The 21,209-nt window shown below is 72.9% G+C and carries 21 protein-coding genes; 10 read left to right on the forward strand and 11 right to left on the reverse strand.

All coding sequences use genetic code 11. The features are described from left to right. The first annotated feature begins 8 nt into the window (after nt 1–8). Genes ACLJPL_RS22180 through ACLJPL_RS22195 form a run of 4 tightly spaced genes read left to right on the forward strand, consistent with a single transcriptional unit; the run spans nt 9 to nt 3,860 of the window. Nucleotides 9–731 carry a hypothetical protein gene (locus ACLJPL_RS22180; protein WP_411082622.1) on the forward strand — a complete coding sequence of 241 codons (723 nt, stop codon included), beginning with the start codon at nt 9–11 and terminating at the stop codon, nt 729–731. Then, on the forward strand, nt 728–1,801 hold the full coding sequence (locus ACLJPL_RS22185) for a DUF6895 family protein (protein WP_411082623.1): 1,074 nt from the start codon (nt 728–730) through the stop codon (nt 1,799–1,801). The genes ACLJPL_RS22180 and ACLJPL_RS22185 overlap by 4 nt, the downstream gene beginning before the upstream one ends. After that, nucleotides 1,798–2,748 (forward strand): DUF6895 family protein, encoded by a 951-nt coding sequence (locus ACLJPL_RS22190; RefSeq protein ID WP_411082624.1) that lies wholly within the window; start codon nt 1,798–1,800, stop codon nt 2,746–2,748. The genes ACLJPL_RS22185 and ACLJPL_RS22190 overlap by 4 nt, the downstream gene beginning before the upstream one ends. Further along, on the forward strand, nt 2,745–3,860 hold the full coding sequence (locus ACLJPL_RS22195) for a serine hydrolase domain-containing protein (protein WP_411082625.1): 1,116 nt from the start codon (nt 2,745–2,747) through the stop codon (nt 3,858–3,860). Before ACLJPL_RS22190 ends, ACLJPL_RS22195 begins: the two co-directional genes overlap by 4 nt. 94 nt (nt 3,861–3,954) lie before the next feature. On the opposite strand, the gene rsmI is transcribed toward ACLJPL_RS22195, so the two are convergent. Then, entirely contained in the window at nt 3,955–4,836 is an 882-nt protein-coding gene (gene rsmI, locus ACLJPL_RS22200; protein ID WP_411082626.1) for a 16S rRNA (cytidine(1402)-2'-O)-methyltransferase, read from the reverse strand. Nucleotides 4,837–4,889: 53 nt separating this feature from the next. On the opposite strand from rsmI, the gene ACLJPL_RS22205 reads away from it, so the two are divergent. Continuing rightward, nucleotides 4,890–6,656, forward strand: coding sequence for a dolichyl-phosphate-mannose--protein mannosyltransferase (locus ACLJPL_RS22205; RefSeq protein ID WP_411082627.1), 1,767 nt, complete (start codon nt 4,890–4,892; stop codon nt 6,654–6,656). A 90-nt stretch (nt 6,657–6,746) separates the two neighbouring features. Here ACLJPL_RS22205 and ACLJPL_RS22210 read toward each other — a convergent pair whose 3' ends face one another. Both ACLJPL_RS22210 and ACLJPL_RS22215 read right to left on the reverse strand, forming a co-directional pair. Beyond that, nucleotides 6,747–6,902 carry a hypothetical protein gene (locus ACLJPL_RS22210; RefSeq protein ID WP_411082628.1) on the reverse strand — a complete coding sequence of 52 codons (156 nt, stop codon included), beginning with the start codon at nt 6,900–6,902 and terminating at the stop codon, nt 6,747–6,749. A 220-nt stretch (nt 6,903–7,122) separates the two neighbouring features. Then, on the reverse strand, nt 7,123–7,587 hold the full coding sequence (locus ACLJPL_RS22215) for a carboxymuconolactone decarboxylase family protein (protein WP_411082629.1): 465 nt from the start codon (nt 7,585–7,587) through the stop codon (nt 7,123–7,125). Nucleotides 7,588–7,715: 128 nt separating this feature from the next. Between ACLJPL_RS22215 and ACLJPL_RS22220 the strand changes: the two genes are divergently transcribed. Both ACLJPL_RS22220 and ACLJPL_RS22225 read left to right on the forward strand, forming a co-directional pair. Further along, the gene (locus tag ACLJPL_RS22220; protein WP_411082630.1) at nt 7,716–8,591 is read left to right on the forward strand and encodes a sigma-70 family RNA polymerase sigma factor; all 876 of its coding nucleotides are present in this window, start codon (nt 7,716–7,718) and stop codon (nt 8,589–8,591) included. Nucleotides 8,592–8,789: 198 nt separating this feature from the next. Then, nucleotides 8,790–10,427, forward strand: coding sequence for a penicillin-binding transpeptidase domain-containing protein (locus ACLJPL_RS22225; RefSeq protein WP_411082631.1), 1,638 nt, complete (start codon nt 8,790–8,792; stop codon nt 10,425–10,427). A gap of 259 nt (nt 10,428–10,686) precedes the next feature. Here the strand turns inward: ACLJPL_RS22225 and ACLJPL_RS22230 are convergent, their stop codons facing one another. Together ACLJPL_RS22230 and ACLJPL_RS22235 are read right to left on the reverse strand one after the other, a co-directional pair. Then, on the reverse strand, nt 10,687–11,067 hold the full coding sequence (locus ACLJPL_RS22230) for a hypothetical protein (protein ID WP_411082632.1): 381 nt from the start codon (nt 11,065–11,067) through the stop codon (nt 10,687–10,689). Between the two features lie 209 nt (nt 11,068–11,276). Then, entirely contained in the window at nt 11,277–12,371 is a 1,095-nt protein-coding gene (locus tag ACLJPL_RS22235) for an ArsR/SmtB family transcription factor (protein WP_411082633.1), read from the reverse strand. 217 nt (nt 12,372–12,588) lie between these two features. Here ACLJPL_RS22235 and ACLJPL_RS22240 point away from each other — a divergent pair, with 217 nt between their 5' ends. Together ACLJPL_RS22240 and ACLJPL_RS22245 are read left to right on the forward strand one after the other, a co-directional pair. Next, nucleotides 12,589–12,723, forward strand: coding sequence for a hypothetical protein (locus ACLJPL_RS22240; RefSeq protein WP_411082634.1), 135 nt, complete (start codon nt 12,589–12,591; stop codon nt 12,721–12,723). After that, nucleotides 12,720–13,571, forward strand: coding sequence for an EamA family transporter (locus ACLJPL_RS22245; RefSeq protein WP_411082635.1), 852 nt, complete (start codon nt 12,720–12,722; stop codon nt 13,569–13,571). The genes ACLJPL_RS22240 and ACLJPL_RS22245 overlap by 4 nt, the downstream gene beginning before the upstream one ends. A 124-nt stretch (nt 13,572–13,695) precedes the next feature. Here ACLJPL_RS22245 and ACLJPL_RS22250 read toward each other — a convergent pair whose 3' ends face one another. Continuing rightward, nucleotides 13,696–14,571 (reverse strand): LysR family transcriptional regulator, encoded by an 876-nt coding sequence (locus tag ACLJPL_RS22250; protein ID WP_411082636.1) that lies wholly within the window; start codon nt 14,569–14,571, stop codon nt 13,696–13,698. Between the two features lie 182 nt (nt 14,572–14,753). Here ACLJPL_RS22250 and ACLJPL_RS22255 point away from each other — a divergent pair, with 182 nt between their 5' ends. Beyond that, on the forward strand, nt 14,754–15,941 hold the full coding sequence (locus tag ACLJPL_RS22255) for an MFS transporter (protein ID WP_411082637.1): 1,188 nt from the start codon (nt 14,754–14,756) through the stop codon (nt 15,939–15,941). 92 nt (nt 15,942–16,033) lie between these two features. Here ACLJPL_RS22255 and ACLJPL_RS22260 read toward each other — a convergent pair whose 3' ends face one another. The 5 genes from ACLJPL_RS22260 to ACLJPL_RS22280 form a co-directional block, all read right to left on the reverse strand. Continuing rightward, on the reverse strand, nt 16,034–16,819 hold the full coding sequence (locus ACLJPL_RS22260) for an SDR family NAD(P)-dependent oxidoreductase (protein WP_411082638.1): 786 nt from the start codon (nt 16,817–16,819) through the stop codon (nt 16,034–16,036). Then, nucleotides 16,816–17,982 carry a serine hydrolase domain-containing protein gene (locus ACLJPL_RS22265; RefSeq protein WP_411082760.1) on the reverse strand — a complete coding sequence of 389 codons (1,167 nt, stop codon included), beginning with the start codon at nt 17,980–17,982 and terminating at the stop codon, nt 16,816–16,818. Before ACLJPL_RS22265 ends, ACLJPL_RS22260 begins: the two co-directional genes overlap by 4 nt. 291 nt (nt 17,983–18,273) lie before the next feature. Next, nucleotides 18,274–19,062, reverse strand: a complete 789-nt coding sequence (locus ACLJPL_RS22270) for an energy-coupling factor ABC transporter ATP-binding protein (protein WP_411082639.1) — start codon at nt 19,060–19,062, stop codon at nt 18,274–18,276. Further along, nucleotides 19,050–19,811 (reverse strand): cobalt ECF transporter T component CbiQ, encoded by a 762-nt coding sequence (cbiQ, locus tag ACLJPL_RS22275; RefSeq protein ID WP_411082640.1) that lies wholly within the window; start codon nt 19,809–19,811, stop codon nt 19,050–19,052. Before cbiQ ends, ACLJPL_RS22270 begins: the two co-directional genes overlap by 13 nt. 124 nt (nt 19,812–19,935) lie before the next feature. After that, a complete protein-coding gene (locus tag ACLJPL_RS22280) occupies nt 19,936–21,000 on the reverse strand; it encodes an energy-coupling factor ABC transporter permease (RefSeq protein WP_411082641.1) in 1,065 nt (354 codons plus the stop codon). Between the last annotated feature and the right edge of the window lie 209 nt (nt 21,001–21,209).

The raw sequence follows: 21,209 nt of genomic DNA on the forward strand, positions 1-21,209 counted from the left end.
GTCGGAACATGGACCAGACACATGCTTCGTCCCCCCTAGCGGGTGCCGTGCATGACCTGGCAGCAGAGGTGGTCCTCGCTCTTCGGAGCGGGGACCACCTCGCCACGGTGTGCGGCGCGGCAGGAATCGACGAGGAGAACCGGACCGGAATCGCGGCCGTGCGCGTCATCGGCGCGGACCTGCTGCTGCCGAGTGTCCTGTACGAGCGCCATCCGCATCCGGGTGACGTCGCCGTGCTCGACCGGGCGGTACGGGAATTCCCCCCGAAGCCCGACGCCCCGGCCGCCACGGCCTGGAGCCACTGGCACATGATCTCCACCCTGCACCGGATGGCGTCCCCGGCCCCGGGGACCTCCGGGGCGTTCGCGGAGCCCTCCGGGACGTTCGCGGAGCCCGACGCCGACTGGCTGGAGGCCGCGCCCTGGCAGTCCTTCACGCACCAGCTCTCGGTCCTGGCCCCCCTCGCCGTGCCGGCCGCCCCCTCGGCCGTGCGGCGGGTCGCGGTGACGCGGGCGGTCGACCTCTCGCGCGGCTTCGTCCGTGCGGTGCGCCGGCGCGACTGGCTCCAGGCGGCGGGCGCGGGCCGCTGGCTCGCGGCGATCGGCGGCGAACCGGCGACCCTGGGCCTGGAACGCGGCCTGGACTTCGTCGAGCTGATGGGCGGCCACGACCCCCGGGTGGCCCTCCACGTGCGGGCGGCCCGCCTGATGGCCGAGGCGAGGGCGCGATGACGGCGACCGCCACGCAGGACCCCCAGGGCAGCCGCCCGGACCCGGGGGCGCGGGCGGACAGCCCGGGCCGCCCGGAGCAGGCCCCCGGGGAGCCCCGGCGGCACGCCTCCCCCGGCGCGGCGCTCGACGTCCTCCCGCACGTCCTGCGCGGGACCCTGGCCTGGACCGACGCGCACCGTGCGGCCTTCGCGCTCCCGGACGACGTCCTGGACGCCCGCACCCAGGTCAACGGCACGCTCAAACCCCTGGGCGAGCTGGCCCAGCTCTGCTCCACGGTCCGCCTGTCCACCGCCCCCGGCACCCCGGAACACGAGTTGGCCGGCGACCTCGTCACGTACGCCTGGGACGAGGTCTCACGGGGTGAACTGCTCCTGGAGCTGCTGCGCACCGAGCCGTTCGCCGCGTACCCGTACGAGATCTACGCCGCCTTCGCCGGGTACGGGCTGCGCCACGAAGGCTTCGAGGCCCTGGCCCGCCCGCTCACCGCGACCCGCTCCTGGGCCCACACCGAGCAGCACGCCAACCGGCAGCTCGGCCTGGTCAACTCCGAGCGGCGGGTGGGCGTGGTTCCGCACACGGACGCCGGTGCGGTCCTGTCCCGGACCTGGCTGGGCGGGCTGTCGGAGCCGTGGACGTTCGAGGGCCCGTCCGGCTACTCGCTGACCCACACCGTCTTCCACCTCACCGACTGGGGCCGGATGCCCGACCGGGTGCCGGAGAAGATCGACGCCTATCTGCGGACCTGGCTGCCCGCGTGGGCGGACGGCTGTCTGGAGAGCAGCCAGTGGGACCTGACGGGCGAACTGCTCGCGGTCGCCGCCTCGCTGCCGGGGCCGGCCCCGCTGGAGCTGATGGACGCGGTGTGGCCGGTGCTCGCCGACGTACAGCATGCGAGCGGCTGCGTGCCGGAGACGGGCGTACCGGTGCAGGACCCCACGCCCGGGGACCCGTACGCGTTCATCGACTGCTACCACTCCACGCTCGTGACGGCCTTCGCCGCGGCCCTGTCCCTGAGGTCGCTGCGGCGGACGGACACGACGACTCCCGGCCGGGAAGGGCACACCGCATGAGCAGCGACAACACCGGCAGCGGCAGCGGCATCCAGCAGATCCACGATGTCGGGGCGAAGGCCCTGGGCTGGCTGTACGAGCACCGGGAGGGGTTCCGGCTGGAGGCCGACCCGCCCCCGGAGGCGGGCTACCTGGACCGGTTCAAGCCCCTGGGCGAGCTGGCGCTGATCGGGAAGGTCATCTTCCGGGAGGGCGTGGCCGGCTCCCAGCAGTCCGCGCTCGCCCACAAGCTGCTGGACCACGCCTGGCACGACCTGCTCGGCTCCGGGGCCCGGCTGCTGGACGGCCAGCGCCGCGAGCCGCTCTCGCCGGTGCCGCTGGAGGTCTACGTACCGTTCCGGGAGCTGGGCTACCGGCAGCCGGACCTGGAGACGGCGATCCGGCTCAACCACCGGCTGGCCAGCTGGGCGGCGCTGGAGGTGCTGCCGGTGCGGCGGCTGGGGCTGAGCGCGATCGAGCGGCGGTTCGGGGTGGAGCCGAGCGTTCCGGAGACGGCGGCGCTGGCGCACACCTGGCTGGCGCGGCGGCCCGAGCCGTGGACGGCCGAGGGCCATATCGGCTACGACATCACGCACACGGTCTTCCACCTCACCGACTGGGGCGAGAGGCCGGCCGGGCTGCCCGCCGACATCGCGGAGTACCTGGAGCTGTGGCTGCCGGCCTGGCTGGACGACTGGCTCGACCTGAAGCGCTGGGACCTGCTGGGCGAACTGCTGGTCGTGGACGCCTGTCTGCCCTCCCCGACGCTGGACGCGGCGGCCTGGCAGGGGTTCGCGCAGGCGCAGCAGCCGGACGGGGCGATGCCGGTGATGGGCGGGATGCCGGAGGGGGACGAGGAGTCGGTGTTCGACCTGGTCTACCACCCGACGCTGGTCGCCGCGTTCGCGTCCGCGCTGGCGATGTCCCGCGCCCTGTCCGACCTGAGCGCCGCCCCGGCCCCGGCATGACGGATGTGACGGCGGCGCCCGTGGCGGCCTCCGGCGCCTCATCGGCCACCGCTCGCCTTCTCGCCGAGGCGTCCCGGGCGGTGGACGCCCCCGACCTGGTGCTCGCGGTCAGCCGGGGCGGAGTCCGCACGGTCCACACGGGCGGCAGCGCGGACCCGGTCCCGGCCCCGGCCGCCCCCGGCGGCAGTGCGGCCCCGGCCCCCGCCCCGGTCGCCCGCGAGCTGCTGCGCTACGAACTGGGCTCGGCGTCGAAGCCGTTCGCGGGGCTGCTGCTGGCCCGGCTGGTGGCGCAGGGCCGGGTGCGGTACGAGGACCGAGCGGCGGACCTGCTGGCCCCCGGCCTCCCCGTGCACCCCTCGGTGCGGCGGATCACGCTGCGCCATCTGCTCACCCACACCTCGGGGCTGCCGGGCCTGCCCGCCGACTTCTACCCGCAGGCGGTGCCCCGCTGGTCGACGGACCCGTACGGGAGCTACCCGGCGGACCGGGTGGTCCGGGCCTTCCTCCGGGCCCGCCCGCGCCACCGCCCCGGCGCCCGCTGGCACTACTCGAACTTCGCGGTCTCCGTCCTCGGCCACACCCTCGCCGCCGCCACCGGGACCCCGTGGGAGGTCCTGCTGCACCAGCAGGTGCTGGCCCCGCTGGGCCTGGCGGCCACGCTGCTGCGCCCGGGCCCGGAGGGCTCCGCCGCGACCGGCCACCGCCGCGACGGGACCCCGCTGCCGGCGATGGACACGGGGGGCTTCACCGCGGCGGGCGCGGTCCGCTCGACCCCGCTGGACCTGCTGACGTTCCTGGAGGCGCACCTCGGGGCGGCCGGGGCTTCGGACTCCCCCCTGGACCCGACGCTGACGGCCGCGCTGGCGGAGGTCCGGCGGCCGTTGCTGCGACGCGGGTGGCGGCACGCGCACACCCACACTCTGACGTGGTTCCAGCACTCGTCCCCGTACGGTCCGGTGCTCTTCCACGCCGGAGCGACCCTTGGCCAGCAGGCGTTCCTCGGCTTCCGCCCGGAGACGGGCCTCGCGGTGGCGGCGACGGCCACGCGGCGGGTGCACCTGAAGGACACGTTCGTGGCGACGGCGTACGGACTGCTGACGGAAACGCCTTAACACGCGGGCGTACATCTACGGCAGTGCGCGGGCGTACGCCTATCCCTACGGCACGGGCGTACGCCTGTCCCTACGGCCAGGGCTACGGCTGCGCCTACGGCTTCGGCGGGGCCTTCTCCGCGTTCTTCGCCGCGACCACCGCGTCGAACACCTCCCGCTTGGGCAGCCCGGCGGCGGCGGCGACGGCGGCGATGGCCTCCTTGCGCCGCTCCCCCGCCTCCTCGCGCACCCGCACCCGCCGCACCAGCTCCTCCGCGTCCAGCCCCTCGTCGCCGGAGTCGGTGGCGCCCTCCACGACGACGGTGATCTCACCGCGTACGCCGTCCGCCGCCCACACGGCCAGCTCGCCCAGCGGACCGCGCTTGACCTCCTCGTACGTCTTGGTCAGCTCCCGGCACACGGCGGCGCGGCGCTCGGCCCCGAAGACCTCGGCCATCGCGGCGAGCGTGTCGTCCAGCCGGTGCGGGGCCTCGAAGAAGACCATCGTGCGGCGCTCGTCGGCGTTCTCGCGGAGCTTGGAGAGCCGTTCACCGGCCTTGCGCGGCAGAAACCCCTCGAAGCAGAACCGGTCCACCGGCAGCCCGGAGAGGGCGAGGGCGGTCAGCACGGCGCTGGGTCCGGGTACGGCGGTGACGCGGATGTCCTTCTCCACGGCGGCGGCGACGAGCCGGTAGCCGGGGTCGGAGACGGACGGCATCCCCGCGTCCGTGACGAGGAGCACCCGGGCGCCGCCGGTCAGGGCTTCCACCAGCTCCGGCGTACGGGCGGACTCGTTGCCCTCGAAGTACGAGACGACACGCCCCGAGGTGTGGATGCCGAGCGCCTGGGTGAGCCGGCGCAGCCGCCGGGTGTCCTCGGCGGCGACGACGTCGGCCCGCTCCAGTTCGGCGGCCAGGCGTGGCGGGGCGTCCGCCACGTCGCCGATGGGGGTCCCTGCGAGCACGAGCGTTCCAGTCGTTCCAGTCACATCCGCCATCCTCGCAGCACGGGCAGCGCCCTTCGCACAGATGCGTTCCCTACGATGGCGCGGTGACGAGTACCGCACCCGAGACCCGGCGGGGCCTGGAAGCCGGGGACCCGCTCGGCGAACAGCCGACCGCCTGGCAACGACGGCTGCGCCGTTTCGGCCATGTTCCCCGGCCCGAGACGCCGCTCCGCGACCGGCTGGACCCGCCGTACACCCGGCCGGGACGGCAGGTGTGGTCCGTGTTCGCGGTGCCGCCGCACGTCGCGGACCGGCTGGTGCGGTGGTCCGGCTGGGGCGGTCCGCTGCTGGTGACGCTGGTCGCGGGGCTGCTGCGGTTCTGGAAGCTGGACCAGCCGCACGCGGTGATATTCGACGAGACGTACTACGCGAAGGACGCGTGGGCGCTGGTCAACCAGGGGTACGAGGGGTCCTGGCCCAAGGACGTCGACAAGCTGATCCTCAAGGACCCCTCGTCGGTGCCGATCCCGACCGACCCGGGGTATGTGGTGCACCCGCCGGTCGGGAAGTGGATCATCGGGCTCGGCGAGCACATGTTCGGCTTCACGCCGTTCGGCTGGCGCTTCATGGTGGCGGTGCTCGGCACCGTCTCGGTGCTCCTGCTGTGCCGGATCGGGCGGCGGCTGTTCCGCTCGACGTTCCTGGGCTGTCTGGCGGGCCTGCTGCTCGCGGTGGACGGGCTGCACTTCGTGATGAGCCGGACCGCGCTGCTCGACCTGATCGTGATGTTCTTCGTGCTGGCCGCGTTCGGGTGCCTGGTGGTGGACCGGGACCATGCCCGCCGCCGGCTGGCCGACGCGCTGCCGGTGGACGCGGAGGGGGTGCTGCGCCCGGACGACCGGATCGCGAAGAGCCTGCGCCTGGGGTGGCGGCCGTGGCGGATCGCGGCGGGCGTGATGCTGGGCCTGGCCTTCGCCACGAAGTGGAACGGCCTGTACATCCTGGCCGCGTTCGGCCTGATGACGGTCCTGTGGGACGTCGGCGCACGGCGTACGGCGGGCGCGGTGCGACCGTACGCGGCGGTGCTGCGCCGGGACTTGACGCCCGCGTTCTTCGCGACGGTGCCGGTCGCGATCGTGACGTACGTGATCTCGTGGACCGGCTGGATCGTCACCGACAAGGGCTACTACCGCGATTGGGCGGCGACCGAGGGCAAGGGCTCCCGCTGGGGCTGGCTGCCGGACTGGCTGCGGAGCCTGTGGCACTACGAGACCCAGGTGTACGACTTCCACGTCGGCCTGACCTCGGGCCACACGTACGAGTCGAACCCGTGGAGCTGGCTCGTGCTGGGCCGCCCCGTCTCGTACTTCTACGAGGAGCAGACCGGCTGCAAGGAGTCGGCGAGCGGCAAGTGCGCCAGCGAGGTCCTCGCCATCGGCACCCCGCTGCTGTGGTGGGCGGCGTGCTTCGCCCTGGCGTACGTGGTGTGGCGCTGGCTCTTCCGCCGCGACTGGCGGGCCGGCGCGATCGCGTGCGGGGTGGCGGCGGGCTGGGCGCCCTGGTTCTTCTACCAGGAGCGCACGATCTTCCTCTTCTACGCGGTGGTGTTCGTCCCGTTCCTCTGCCTGGCCGTCACGATGATGCTCGGCGCGATCCTGGGCCCGGCGGCGGGCACGGGGGCCCGGGCGGAGCTGGGCCTGACCGCCGACGACCCGAACGGCGAACGCCGCCGCACCGTGGGCGCGATCGCGGCGGGGGTGCTGGTGCTGCTGATCATCTGGAACTTCATCTACTTCTATCCCCTGTACACGGGGGCCTCGATCCCGGACGACCTGTGGCGGGACCGGATGTGGCTGGACACGTGGGTGTAGGAAGCGGAATGGACGGCGGACGACGTGCGGGTGGGCCGCGACGAAATATCGTCGCGGCCCACCCGCACGTAAGCCACCGGGCTCGGAAGGTTAGAAGAAGTGCTTTCGCCCGCCGACCTGACGCCCGGTCGCGCCCAGGATCCACAGAACGGCGCCCACCACGATAAGAATGCCGCCGATCGTCGTCAGCAGCGGAATGCTGATGAGCAGGCCGACTATGAGCAGAAGAAGACCAAGAAGAATCATGCCAGTTCCCATCGTCAAGTCCGGTTAGGCGTGTGCACGCCCTCAGTTCACAACGTCCTCATGCACCCCACCGGTACGTCCCGGCAATTTCGGCCGCCAGGACTTCGTTGCGTTCGTCCTAGTGCCCGGCGACACCACGTTCACGCATCAGATCGAGAATCTGGTCCGGACCGGGCCGGCAAACCCTCACCGAACGGGCTTCTCGGTCTCCACGACGGGCTCAGCCCCAGGTCCGGCCGGCCGGTTCCCTGATGGTGCGGTTGATCCGGTTGAAGAAGTTGGTCAACGCGATCTCCAGGTTGATCGCGCCTATCTCCTCCTCGGTGAAATGGGCGTTGGCCTCCTCCCAGACCTCGTCGGTGACGCCCTCCGCACCGTCCTGCAACCGGGTGGCCGCCTCGGCGAGCGCCAGCGCAGCGCGCTCCGCGTCGGTGTAGAACGGCGCGTCGCGCCACGCCGCCACGTTGTGCAGCCGCTCGTCGGTCTCGCCGGCCTTCCTGCCGCCGGCCGCACCGGCGTGGACGCACGCCGAGCAGCCGTTGATCTGGCTGGCCCGCAGATGGACCAGCGCGAGGAGTTTCGGGTCGACGCCCCCGGCGGCGATCGCCTTCTGAAGGTGCTGGACCGCGGTCCACACATCGGCGTTGCTCGTGTTCTTGTTCTTGTTCCTGAGCCGGTTCTCCATGCGGGAGTGCTCTCCTTCATAGGGTCTTGGCCGGGCCTGAACGGGCCCTCATCGGCCTTGATCGGGTTACGTTGCCGGGCTCGCGCCCGTCACCCCTATGACGAAGCGGCTTCCAGGGAGGTAACGACATGCCCGACACCCATCCGGCGGACCCGATCGCCGATGCCTTCGAGTCCCACCGCGACCGGCTCCTGGCCGTCGCCCACCGGGTGCTCGGATCGCACGCCGACGCGGAGGACGTGGTCCAGGAGGCGTGGCTGCGCCTGTCCCGTCAGGACGCCGACGCCATCGACAACCTGGGCGGCTGGCTGACCACCGTGGTCGGCCGTATCAGCCTCGACGTCCTGCGGTCGGGCCGGGCCCGCCCGGGAGTCCCCCTGGACGACCGGCTGCCCGAGCTCACCGTGATGCTCGACGACACGTCCGCTCCGGAGGAGCTCGTGGCGCTCGGGGACTCCGTCGGCCTCGCGCTCCTGACGGTCCTCGACGCGCTGCGCCCGGACGAGCGGCTGGCGTTCGTGCTGCACGACGTGTTCGCCGTGCCGTTCGCGGAGATCGGCGCCCTTCTCGGCAGGTCCGCCGACGCGACCAAGATGCTGGCCAGCCGCGCCCGCCGGAAGGTACGGACCGCCCAGCGGCCGGCGAACGCCGTACGACCACGACGCGAGGTGGTCCGGGCTTTCCTGGCCGCGGCGCGCGAGGGCCGGTTCGAGCAACTGCTGCAGGTTCTGCACCCCGAGGTGAAGTTCACCGTCCACACGCCGAACGGCACGTTCGTCACGCTCGGAGCGACCGAGGTCGCCACCCGCGCGCGGGTGGCCGGCAGCGCGGCACGAGGGCATGCGGTGACCGTCGACGGCCTCCCCGGAGTCATCTCCTGGAGCGGGGACGGCACCCCGCTGTCCCTCCTCGCCTTCACCGTGTCCGCCGGACGCATCACCGAGATCACCGCCGTGACCGACCCGGCCCGGCTCGCGCTCATGGACCTGCCGGAGCCGGTGTGACTCACGGACCCGGTGTGGCCACTCCCGTACGCCCATGGGGCAATCCCCCACGTATCCGCCATCTGGAGAGAGCGCTTTCCAGCCAAGCGTTCCGGTCCGGTAACAACACTCTCGCGGCTCGCGAAATCATCTTAGTCTTCCTCACAGTTGCCCCTTGAACATGTTCGAGGGGTGCTCCTGGGGAGGGGGACTGCACAGATGCGCAGTGGAGCGAAGGTCGCCGTGGTCGGCGGAGTGTTCATCCTGGTGGCCGGCGGAATCGGCTACGGGGCGTACGGAGTGCTCGGAAGCGACGGGGGCGACGACGTGGCCTCCCAGAAGTCGACGCCCGAGGTGAGAACGGGGCCGCCGAGCGCGGAGGAGATAGCCGAGACCTCGAAGGGCTTCTTCGACGCCTGGACGTCCGGGGACGCGGCGGGCGCGGCCCAGCTCACCAACAACGAGGCCGACGCGAAACCCGTGCTCGCCTCGTACGGCGAGGACGCCCACATCGGGAAGGTGAAGATCACGCCGAGGGCGGCGGTCGGCACGAAGGTGCCGTACACGGTCGAGGCCACCGTGTCGTACGAGGGGAAGGCGAAGCCCCTGTCGTACGCCTCGGAGCTCACCGTGGTGCGCGGGCTGACGACCGGGAAGGCGCTGGTCGACTGGGAACCCACCGTCGTCCACCCGAAGCTGACCGCCGGCGCGACGCTGAGGACGGGCGAGTCCTCGACGGCGGCGATCGAGGCCCTCGGCCACGACGGAACCGTGCTCACCAAGGAGAAGTACCCCTCGCTGGGGCCGATCCTGGACACCCTGCGCCAGAAGTACGGTGAGACCGCGGGCGGTTCGCCCGGTATCGAGACCTGGATCGAGCCCGCCGACGAGAAGCAGCCGGACACCACCCTGCTGACCCTCGCCAAGGGGAAGCCCGGCAAGCTGCGGACGACGCTCGACGCGAACACGCAGGCGGCGGCCGAGCGGGCGGTGAAGAAGTACGGCGAGTCCTCGGTGGTCGCCATCCAGCCGTCCACGGGCGCGATCCGGGCCATCGCCAACAACCGCGCCGATGGCTACAACGCCGCCATGAGCGGCCAGTTGGCCCCCGGGTCCACGATGAAGATCGTGACAGCGGCGATGATCATCCAGAACAACCTCGGGAGCATCAACGCGCCGGTGGAGTGCCCGTCCACGGTGCCGTGGGAGGGGGTGACCTTCCACAACCTCAAGGACTTCTCCATCGAGAACGCCACGCTGCGCGAAGCGTTCGCGCGGTCCTGCAACAGCACCTTCATCAAGCCGGTCAAACCGCTCGGCGACCGGGCCGGATCGGCTCTGGGCCAGGAGGCCCGCACCTACTTCGGCCTCGGCCAGGACGACTGGCAGACCGGTGTGCCCTCCTTCGACGGCAGCATCCCGGAGTCCTCGGGGGCCGAGACCGCGGCCTCGTACATCGGGCAGGGCAAGGTGCTGATGAGCCCCCTGAACATGGCCTCGGTCACCGCCACCGTGAAGAACGGCGCCTTCAAGCAGCCGTACCTGATCGCCCGCGAGGTGGACAACCGCCCGTTCGCCACCGCGAAGCCGCTGCCGGCCGGTGTGGCCGAGCAACTGCGGCAGATGATGCGCTACACCGCGACCAGCCCCTCCGGCACCGGCACCAAGCCCATGGGGGAGGTCGTCGGCGACAAGGGCGCCAAGACCGGTTCGGCGGAGGTCGACGGGCAGACGTCGAACAGCTGGTTCACCGGCTTCAACAACGACCTCGCCGCGGCTGCGGTCGTCCAGGAAGGCGGCCACGGCGGCGACGCGGCGGGACCGGTGGTCGCGGAAGTGCTGCGCACGGGCGGCTGAGACCGGAGCCGACAGCGCACGGGGCGGGGGCGGGGCACCGGCCGAGGAGTCGGTGCGCCGCCCGCCCAGTGGCCGATGACGGCACGCGACGCCGATGGACGCCCTGGGACGCCATGGGATGCCCTGTGGACGTCCGAGCCCAACGCCCCGTGCCACCGCACCCGCCGCCGCCCCCGTCGCCGGGGCGAGGGTGGATGCACCCCCGCCCCGGGTCACGTGAGTTGAAGCCGCGGGCCGGCCAGGGCCTCTCGTGAAGACCCTAGGGCGCGAGCTTGATCGAGTTGATCGGAGTCAGGTTCACGTCCCAGAAGGTCCAGGTCGGCATCTTCTCGCCGCAGCCGACCCCGTCGTACCCCGTGCACAGCTGCACGGACGCCCCGCCGGTCTGGTTGTTGAACACCCGGTGGGTGCCGGTCTGGTTGTTGAGGTTGTAGACGCCGTACCGGTAGTACGTCGCCTCGGGCCGGTTGCCGTTCCAGGACGCGCCCGGGTAGATGCACACATACCCGGACCGGCATCCCGCGTAGGTGTCCTGGGCGTCCTGGGTGTCGGACGCGCCGGCCTGCGCCCCCGCTCCCGTCGCCAGCACGGCCCCCGCCGTGAACATGAGCGTCATTGCCGCTCGTACGAAACTGCGCATGTCTTCTCCTCCCTGCGTCGGGCCCCTGGACCCGGCGCTCCCCTGTGGGACGGGTGATTCCGGTCGCCCGGGCGGCCGTCCCGCGGCGTTCCCTCCGCGGGCCGGCCGTCCGGATGGCAGAAGCGTGGCAGGGGGCCGGCCGCTCGCGCCGCACCCTTTCATCAGGGTGAAACCGTCACGGGGTCCTCGGGGGTCCCCCCGCGCGTTCCTCAAGGTGAGACCGTCACGGGCCGAGGCGTCGGCAGGGGTCCCCGCGACGCGCCGGCCCCGGTCGCCGTCTCCAGCAGTCGCCGCCCCAGCGGCGTGGGGTGGTGGAGCACGCACCGGCCCTCCTTGCGGCAGGCGGCGAGGCCCGCCTCGCGCAGGATCGCCAGTTGCTGGCTGGTGTTGGGGAGCGAACAGCCCGCCGCGAGGGCCAGTTCGGAGGTCGTGGCGCAGCCGCGTGCCGCCACTTCGTACAGGAGCGCGGCGCGCGTCGGCCCCAGCAGCCGGGCGAGCGAGGAGCCGGAGGTGGTCGCCGGCGGCAGGACCGGCTTCTCCACCGGGTAGACCAGCACCGGCAGCAGCGCCCCGTCGAACAGCGTGACCGGCTTGCGCCAGCAGAAGTACGACGGCACCAGCAGCAGGCCGCGCCCCGCCAGGTGGAGGTCCCGCTCGACCGGGTACGTCACCTCCAGCACGGGCGGGCTCCACCGGGCCATCGGGCGGAACGTCTCCAGCAGCGCCCGGGTGCCGCCCGCCGCGAGTTCGCGGGAGCGCCAGGCGACGTCCGAGGCCACCGCCGCGTCGATCCAGGGCCGGTACGGGGCGACGAACGCCGCGTCGTACGCCGTCAGCAGCCCCCCGAGCGCCCGCAGCGCCCCCGCGTCGCCCCGCGCGAGCTGCTCCGCCGCGAACGGCCGCACCCGGGGGCCCGGCACCCGTGCCCGGGACCCCGCCCCCGACTCCGTGAGCAGCGTGAACTCCCGGCGCAGGCGGCTCCGGGGCGTCGACAGCACCCGGTCCACGCCCTGCCGCAGATCGGTGTTGCCGCCGTCCACCGCCGGGGTCAGGAAGTCGGGGATGTACGGGCCGCACGGCATCAGGCCGCGCAGCGCGAGCGCGACGGCCCGGTCGGCCCCGGGGCGGCCCTCGCCCCCGCCTCGCAGCAGAGGCGTCACCGCGCGCCGCCACGGGCCGAACGCGATCCGGCCCTCGTCGGTCTGGAGCCGGCAGACGCTGCACATGATCTCCCAGAGCGGGTCAGGGCTCCGGGCGATGCGGACGTACTCCAGGTCCTGGGAGGTGAAATGGATGCGCAACATTATTTCCCCCTTGTCGCACTTTCCTGCATATATCGCCCTATCACTGTGGCCCGAGGAGCGGGAACCGTGATCGGCACCAGCCGATTCCGGCCAGAGACCGCCCCCGGATTGGCCGGATGACCTGGCGAAAGGGCGCGCAGGCGCACGGGAGGGGGCGCGGCGCCCAGCCCCCGGAACCCCCTCGCGTGCCCCCTACAACGACCGCTAGCGTGCAGCCATGAGCACATCCGAGGCCCCCGCCGCCCGTCCCGCCATACCCGCCGCCCCCGCCCACGCGGGCGCGGCGGCCCCGGACACACCGGTCACCCGCGCGGGCGCGGCCGTCGCGGATGTGCGCGGGCCCGCCACGTGACCCCGCTGGTCGCGCTGGCGGTCCTCACAGCCGCGATAACGCACGCCAGTTGGAACGCCATCGCCCACGCCATCAAGGATCAGCTCCTCTCCTTCACGCTGATCTCCGGCGGCGGCCTGCTGATCGGCGCGGCGATGGCCCCGTTCGTTCCGCTCCCGGCGGCGGGGGCGTGGCCGTACCTCCTGGTCTCGGCCGCGCTCCACGTGGCGTACATGCTGCTGCTGATGCGGTCGTTCACGCTCGGCGACTTCGGCCAGATGTACCCGATCGCCCGGGGCACGGCCCCGCTGGTGGTGACGGTCCTGGCGGCGGTCTTCGTCGGCGAGCGTCCGGACGCGTGGGCGACGGCGGGGGTCGCGGTCGCCTCGGCGGGACTGGTCGGGCTGGCGCTCTGGGGCATCCGGGGTTCCGGGACCCGCCCGCACTGGCCCGCGATCGCAGCGGCCCTCGGCACGGGCCTGGCCATCGCCGGGTACACGACGGTCGACGGCGTCGGGGTCCGCGCCTCCGGCACACCGCTCGGTTACGTGGCGTGGCTGATGATCCTGGAGGGCCTGGCGATCCCGGCGTACGCGTACTACCGCCGCCGCGCCGAACTGGCCTCCCAGCTCAAGCCGTTCGTCGTACGCGGTCTGCTCGGCGCGGCCCTCTCGGTGGTCGCGTACGGGCTGGTGCTCTGGGCCCAGACCAGGGCCCCGCTCGCCCCGATCGCGGCGCTGCGGGAGTCGTCGATCATCGTGGGCGCGGCGATCGGCGCACTGTTCTTCAAGGAGCGCTTCGGGGCGCCGAGGATCGCGGCGGCGGGGCTGATGGTGGTGGGCATCGGGCTGATGCTGCACACGAGTTGAGGGTTTCCCGCCCCGGGAGCCCCCCTCGGGCGACGACCACTCCGCCGACCACGGCCGGCGGTCAGCGACCGGCGGTCAGTGGCCGGCGGTCAGTGGCCGGCGGTCAGTGGTCAGTGGTCAGCGGTCAGCGGTCAGCGGGCTGGCGACCAGCAGGGACGGCGGCGGCGGCGAAGTAGCGCACGGCGAGCGGGTGTCCGTGCCGGGCCGGCATCACCAGGTGGACGGGAATGTCGGGGGCGTTCTTGAGCCGGAGACGACGCAGGCCGGGATGCTGGTGGCGGTGCATGACGGGCTCCGGGGCGATGCCCACGCCGTGACCGGCCGCCACCGCCTCCAGCCACTCGTCGAAGTTGTCGGCGGTACAGGCGAGTTCGGGTCGCCGGTCGGCCGGCCACAGGTCGGGGCGGGTGGTTCCGGTGACCGTGTTCACGACCAGGGGCAGATCGGCCAGTTCGGCCCAGTCCACGACCCGGCGTCCGGAGAACAGCACGCTGTCGCGGGCGACGACGGCCGTACGCGGCTCGTGCAGCAGAACTCGGCTGCGTACGGATTCGTCGTCGGGCATCTCGCCGCGTACCACCGCGATGTCACAGGCCCCCGCGGCGAGCCCGGCCAGCGGGGCGTCCTTGCGCACCAGCCGGACGCCCGCGCCGGTGGACCGCTCGAAGGCCGTGGTCAGGGCGGCACAGGCGGCCGGGAGCTGGGAGGTGAACCCGAGCCGCAGCAGGGCGTCCTGCCCCGTGCCGCACAGGGCGGTCTCCAGCCGGGCGAGGAGCGGGGGGAGCTCGTCGTACAACCGCCTTCCGGTGGCGGTGAGTTCCACGGTGCGGGTGGTCCGGGCGAGCAGCGGGACGCCGAGGGTCTCTTCGAGGGTGCGCACGGTACGGGTGAGGGCGGGCTGACCGATCCGCAGCCGGGCGGCGGCGTGGGTGAAGTTCAGCTCTTCGGCGACGGCGAGGAAGCCGCGCAGGTGACGGAGCTCGACACGGGACAGATCCATGCCGCCCGAGCATAAACGCACTACTCACGGCATTTCCCCGGAGGAACGGAGCCTGCCTACGTTTCCCTGCGTCCGCCGTCGTGACAACCCGCCTCGGCAGCGAGTCGTGACAGCGATCGGAGAGCGGTCGGACGACGTTCGGACTCACGCGGAAACCCACCGGACAAGGGAGTTGGCGCACTGTGCGCAGAATCTGGTTGCTGATGCTGGGGGCGTTCACCCTGGGCCTCGACGCCTATGTGATGGCCGGGCTGCTGCCCGCCGTGGCCGACGACCTCGCCACCACGGTGTCGCTGGCCGGGCAGATGGTCACCGTCTTCACCCTCGCCTACGCGCTGAGCGCCCCGCTCGTCGCCGGGCTGCTGTCCGGGGTGTCCCCGCGCCTCCTGCTCATCGCCTCGCTCGGCGTGTTCACCCTCGGCAACGCCCTGACCGCGCTCAGCCCCTCGATCGCCGTACTCCTCGGCTCCCGGGCCGTGGCCGGCGTCGGTGCGGGCGTCTATTCGGCTCTGGCCACCGCCGCCGCGTCCGCGCTCGCGGCCAAGGGGCAGCAGGGCCAGGCCCTCGCCCTGGTCATGGGCGGCATGAGCGCCGGCACGGCACTGGGGGTGCCCCTCGGCGTACTGGCGGCCGGGCACGCGGGGTGGCGGGTCACCATGTGGCTGGTGACCGGTCTCGGCGTGATCGCCCTGGCGGGCCTCGCCGTGCGGCTGCCGAGGATTCCGGCGGAGCCGCAGGTGCCGCTGCGCGCCAGGTTCGGCGCGCTGACCGATCGCCGGGTCGCCCCGGTCGTCGGCGTCTCGTTCCTGGCGGCGGTGGCGAGCCTCGGCCTCTACACCTATCTCGCCCCCGTCCTGGCCTCGACGGGCGGCGTGCACGAGAACGCGACCACTCCCTATCTCTGGGCCTGGGGCATCGGCGGCGTCCTGGGCAGCGTCGTGGCGGGCCCGCTGCTGGACCGTACGGGGAAAGCCACGGCCCTCGTGACGGCCGTGATGGCGGGCCTGGTGCTCGCCGAGGGGTCCTTGCCCCTGCTCGGCGCGGCGGCCTTCCCCGCCCTCGTCCTCTGGGGAGCCTCCGGCTGGGCCCTTCAGGTGCCCCAGCAGCAACGGCTCCTCGCCCTGGGCGACGGCACCGGTACGGGGACGGTCGCCCTGGCCCTGAACAACTCGGCCCTCTACCTGGGCAGCGCGGCCGGCTCGGCCCTCGGCGGCCTCGCCCTGGCCGGAGGGGTCCCGGCCAGGACGCTGCCGTGGGCGGCGACGGGGGTGGCCGCGCTCGGCCTCGTACTGCACCTGCTCACCGGGGCCCGTTCGGGACGGACGGCCCGGACCGCTGGGAGCCGGGCGGCCGGCCACGGGGTGGAGTGACCGCGCAGGCGTACATGGGGCGCTCGTGAGTGCTCGCGGGTGATGACCATGCGGGCAGGGCAGGGCCCCTGCGCGACGCTCGGCCAGGGGATTCACGGCTGTGCCATCGCCTGCCGGAACCCCGTGTTCACCGCCAGGATCCCCCCGTCCACCCGCAACGTCGTCCCCGTGATCCACGACGCGTCGGACGAGGCCAGGAAGGCGACGGCGGACGCGATGTCCTCGGGCGTGCCGATCCGGCCCAACGGGTAGAGCGCCGACGCGCGTTCCAGCTCCGCGTCGCGGCCCGACCAGGCGTCGGTGCGGATCGTGCCCGGGGACACCAGGTTGACCCGTACGCCGCGCGGGCCCGCGTGGCCCGCCAGCGTACGGGTCAGGCTGCTCAGGCCCGCCTTGGCGGCGCTGTACGCGTGGCCGCCGAAGTCCTGCTCGCCGTTGACCGAGCCGATGGTGACGATCGCGCCCCGGCCCGAGGCCACCAGGTGCGGCAGGGCGGCGCGGGAGCAGCGGAACGGGCCCGAGAGGGTGATGTCGAGGTCGCGTTCCCAGATCTCGTCGCTCTCGTCCTCGAAGAGCTTCGCGTCCTCGCCCGCCGCGTAGGCGTTGTTGACCAGGACGTCCAGGCGGCCGAAGGTCTCGACCGCGTACGCCACCGCCGCCTCCACCGCCGTCCGGTCCGCCACGTCGCAGGCCAGGGAGTCGGCGGTGCCGCCCGCCTCGCGGATCGCCGCCGCCGTGTCGAAGGCGCGCTTCGCGGCCAGGTCGGTGACGAGGACGGCCGCCCCTTCCGCCGCCAGGCGGTGGGCCGTCGCCGCGCCGATTCCCTGGCCGGCGGCGGTGATCAGGACGCTGTAACCATCAAAGCGGGCTCGTGTCATAGCGCCGACCGTACTGCCCTGACCAGCGCCTGGGCACGGGGGTCGGCGGTCACTCCTTTCTGGAGGCCGTTGGTGACATAGCCCAGCGCGATGCCCGACTCCGGGTCCGCGAAGCCGAGCGAACCGCCCCGGCCCGGGTGGCCGAACGAACCCGGGCCCAGCAGCGGCGCTGCCGGGCCGTGCAGCATGTAGCCCAGGCCGAAGCGGGTGTTGACGACCAGGACCCGGTCCGGGCCCGCCGACTCCTCCGTGCGGGCCAGGGTGAGGGTCGCGGGGGCGAACAGGCGGCGGTGGCCGTCGACCGGGCCGATCATCGCCGCGTAACAGTGCGCCAGGCCCCGGGCCGTCGCGATGCCGTTGGAGGCCGGGAGTTCCGCCGTACGGTAGGCGGCGTCGTTCTCGTCGGGGAACGGGTCGATCGCGCCGAACGCCCGCCGGGTGAGGGAGTCGGGGTCGCGGTAGGCGTCGACGACCGAGCGCTTGGGGCGTACCCGCAGGGAGCCGGAGGCGGCGGCGGGCGGCGGGGGCTCCACCGGGCCGATCCGGCCGATGCGGTGGGCCTCGTCCGCCGGGAGCCCGAACCAGAAGTCCAGGCCGAGCGGGCGCGCGATCTCCTCCGCGATCCAGCGGCCGATGGTGCGGCCGGTGGCGCGGCGGACCAGTTCGCCGACGAGCCAGCTGTAGGTCTGGGCGTGGTACCCGTGGTCCGTGCCCGGCTCCCACTCCGGGCGCTGGGCCGCGACCGCCGCCGGCCCACGGACCCCGTCCGCGGCCTCGGCGGGGGTGAGGGGGCGGTCCAGGGCGGGGACCCCGGCGCGGTGGGCCAACAGGTCCCGGACCAGGACGCGTTCCTTGCCGTTCGCCGTGAACTCCGGCCAGTACGTGGAGACCGGCGCGTCCAGGTCCACCTGCCCGCGCTGATGGAGCAGCAGGGGTACGGCGGCGGCGATGCCCTTGCCCGCCGAGCGCACGATCTGGACGGTGTCGACGGCCCACGGTTCGGCGCCGTCCACGTCTCTCGTACCGGCCCACAGGTCCACGACCTTGCGCCCGTCGTGGTAGACGGCGACGGCCGCGCCACGCTCGCCGCGCTGTTCGAAGTTACGGACGAAGGCGTCCGCGACCGGCTCGAACCCGGGCGCCACCGTGCCCCGTACGTCCACGCCCATCCCGATTTCCGTGGACGCGCCCGCTCCCGTGTCCGTACGTGTGGACGCGCCCGCTCCCGTACCCGCCGCCGTGCTCAGTCCCGCGCTCCCGCTCATCCCCCCATGGTGCACGGCCGCGCGGGCGGCGCGGGGGCCGGGTCGCCGGTCCCTTCAGGCTGTCACGATCTGTTTACGCCGATGGAACGGCGGCCCGGTGCACGGCGACGGAACAGGCACCCGGTCCCAGCGACGGCCGCCTGTTCACGGCGACGGAACAGGCACCCGGCCCCAGCGACGGCCGCCTGTTCACGGCGACGGAACGGTGACCGAACGCGGGTCGAAGCCGAACGGCAGCTCCAGCCGGTGCGACCGCATCAACTCCTCGTCGCACAGCAGGTCCTGCGTACGTCCGTCCGCGGCGATCACACCGTCGCTGAGGATCACCGCGCGCGGGCACAGCTCCAGCGCGTACGGCAGGTCGTGCGTGACCATCAGCACCGTGACGTCCAACGACCGCAGGATGTCGGCCAGTTCGCGGCGGGAGGCCGGGTCCAGGTTGGAGGACGGCTCGTCGAGGACGAGGATCTCCGGCTCCATCGCGAGGACGGTGGCCACGGCGACGCGGCGGCGCTGGCCGAAGGAGAGGTGGTGCGGCGGGCGGGCCGCGTACTCCTGCATCCCGACCTGCTTCAGCGCGCGCACGACCCGCTCCTCCAGCTCCGGCCCGCGCAGGCCCGACGCGGCCGGGCCGAACGCGACGTCCTCGCGGACCGTGGGCATGAACAGCTGGTCGTCCGGGTCCTGGAAGACGATGCCCACGCGGCGGCGGATCTCCGCCAGGTTCCGCTTGGCCACCGGGAGTCCGGCGACGTGGACCGTGCCGGAACCCGCCTCCAGGATGCCGTTGAGGTGCAGGACGAGGGTGGTCTTGCCCGCGCCGTTGGGCCCGAGGACCGCGACGCGCTCGCCGCGCCCCACGGTCAGGTTCACCCCGAAGAGGGCCTGGTGGCCGTCCGGGTAGGCGTAGGCGAGGCCGCTGACGTCGAGCGACGGGGCGGTGTCGGCATCCATCGGGGAAGGGGTCACAGGGTCCATCCCAGCAGACAGACCGCGAGCGCGAGTACGGGGAGGGCCGCCGCGTACGCCCATTGGGCCCGCGACGCCGTCACCTCGTCGATCACCGGCATCGTGCCCGCGTAGCCCCGGCTGACCATGGCCAGGTGGACACGCTCGCCACGCTCGTACGAGCGGATGAACAGGGCGCCCATCGAGGTGGCCAGGACACCCCACTGACGTACGCCGCGCGCCTCGAACCCCCGGGAGCGGCGGGCGATCGACATGCGCCGCATCTCGTCGGTGATGACGTCCCCGTACCGGATCATGAACGAGGCGATCTGGACGAGCAGCGGGGGCAGCTTCAGGCGTTGGAGGCCGAGCAGCACCGCGCGCAGTTCGGTGGTGGAGGCCAGGAGCACCGAGGCGGCGACGCCGAGGGTGGCCTTGGCCAGGACGTTCCACGCGCCCCAGAGGCCGGGGACGCTGACGGAGACGCCGAGCACCACTGTCTGCTCGCCCGGCACCACGAACGGCATGAGCAGCGCGAACGCGACGAACGGCACCTCGATGACCAGCCGCTTGAGGAGGAAGAGGGCCGGGATGCGGGCCGCGGCCGCGACGGCGGCGAGGAGTGCCGCGTACAGGCCGAAGGCCCACATCGCCTCGCGCGGGGTGGAGACGACCACGAGCACGAAGCCGAAGACGGCGGCCAGCTTGCAGTGCGGGGGCAGCCGGTGGACCGGCGAGTGTCCGTGCCGGTAGAGCTTGTGGGCGTGGCCCGCTGCCATGGTCAGACCTCTTCTCCGCCGGACCGCTCGGCTTCTCCGCCGGTCCGCTCGGCTTCTGCGTCGGACCGCTCGGCCTGGAGGACCACTGCCCGGTCAGACGTGCTCGTGGTCACGGGACGCCTCGTCAGACGTTCTCGTGGTCACGGGACGCCTCGGTGGCGGACTCCTCCTTGCGGCGGCGCACCACCCAGAAGATCCCCGTGCCCACGACGACGGTGGCGCTGACCCCGATCACCCCGGCGAGGCCGCCGGAGAGCCGGGCGTTCGCGATGTCGCCGACCCCGTAGTCCGCGAGCGGGGAGTCGGCCGCGCCGTGTTCCTCCGCCTTCTCGTCGATGCCCTGGTCGGCGGCGACCCGCTCCAGGCCGTCAGGGTTGGCGGAGGCGTAGAAGGAGACGAACCCGGCGAGGAGGAAGGCCGAGACCAGGCCGGTGATCCAGAACCCGCGCGTGGACCTGGTGGGGGCGGAAGCGGGCTCCGGTTCGCGCGTGGCGGCCGGGGCGTCGACCAGTTCGCCGTCGACCCGGAGCTTGAGGGGGGCGGCGAGGCCCTGGACGCCGTGGACGAGGTCGGGGCGTACGGCGAGGACGGCGCCGACCGTGAGCGCGGTGATGGCCGCCTCACCGATGCCGATCAGGACGTGTACGCCGACCATAGCCGTGAACACCTTGCCGATCGGGATGTCCGTGGTGCCCCCGATCCAGTAGAGCAGCGTGAACGCGGCGGCCGACGCGGGTACGGAGACCAGGGCGGCGACGAACGCGGAGGCGGTGGCCGAGCGGCGGGTGCGGGGCAGGACGCCGGTCAGCAGCCGGAACAGCCCGTACGCGACGACGACGGTGACCACGCCCATGACCGTGATGTTGACACCGAGCGCGGTGAGGCCGCCGTCCGCGAAGAAGATGCCCTGCATCAGCAGCACCACTGCCAGGCAGAGCACCCCCGTGTACGGACCGACGAGGATCGCGGCCAGCGCCCCGCCCATGAGATGGCCGCTGGTACCGGCGGCGACCGGGAAGTTCAGCATCTGCACGGCGAAGATGAAGGCGGCGACGAGCCCGGCGAGCGGGGCGGTGCGCTCGTCCAGTTCGCGGTGCGCGCCGCGAAGGCTGACGGCGACCGCGCCGGCGGCGACCACCCCGGCGGCCACGGAGACGGGTGCATCGATGAAACCATCGGGTACATGCATGGGAAAGGCTCCGCTTCCTGCGGTACCGCACGGTGTCCGCGTCCGCGTGGACGCGGCTCTGCGGGCGGGGTCATGAACCCATCAATAATAGTGCCCTCTTGCGAACCATGCGCAAGAGCAGCAGCCCGGCACCTGCGCCTTGCGGGGTCCAGGGGCTCACCTGCTGTCACCTGAGCGCACGCTCACCGTGCCAGTTCCGTGAAATATGG

The organism is Streptomyces sp. cmx-18-6 (genome assembly GCF_046548915.1).
Taxonomy (GTDB): domain Bacteria; phylum Actinomycetota; class Actinomycetes; order Streptomycetales; family Streptomycetaceae; genus Streptomyces.